We start from the raw sequence: 761 nt of genomic DNA on the forward strand, positions 1-761 counted from the left end.
ATGGTCGGCGCGCCGGTATCGACGACGTTCACAGTACGTGTCACGGTCGCCGCCGCATTGCCCGACGAGTCTTGCACGTTGTAAGTAAGAGAATACGTGCCAATGACGCTGGCATTGACGCTGCCAGTCACGCCAATGTTACCGGTAATAACACCATCGATGTTATCGGAAGCGGTTGCGCCGGCATCGGTGTAAACCGTGCCTACCTCGTGATCGACAGGATCAGAACCAAGTAGCGTGATGACTGGGATGGTCGTGTCGACCACATTGACGGTGCGCGTAACTTGCGTTGCGGCATTGCCTGTGGCGTCAGATACATCGTAAGTCAGAGCATAAGTGCCCGCTACGGCATCGTTCACCGAACCACTTACCAAAATCGCTGAAGTGAGTGTTGCATTGTCATCAATAATATCGGTCGCTGCTGCGCCAAGATCCGTGTAGGTCGTGCCTTGCTCGTGTTGTACCGTAGCGGCGCCATTCAGTGTAATTACTGGAGCGGTGCGGTCAGCCACGATCACGTCACGAGTGACTGTCGGCGCGGCGTTGCTCTGAGAGTCGGTGACGTTGTAGGTGAGTGTATAAGTGCCTGCAACATTTGGATCGACAGCGCCAGTTGGGACGATGGAACCAGATAGATCGCCATCGGCTGCATCGGAGGCGGTCGCGCCAGGATCAGTAAATGGCGTTTGCAGTTCATGCAGGATCGGGTTGCTGCCCAGTAGGGTAATGGTCGGCGCGCCGGTATCGACGACGTTCACAGT

Annotated in this window: 1 protein-coding gene; it reads right to left on the reverse strand. The window is 56.0% G+C overall.

All coding sequences use genetic code 11. The features are described 5' to 3' along the window. A partial coding sequence (locus A3751_RS21395; RefSeq protein WP_197466587.1) for a DUF5011 domain-containing protein occupies positions 1-761 on the reverse strand: 761 nt, incomplete at both ends.

This window comes from Oleiphilus sp. HI0080 (assembly GCF_001635135.1).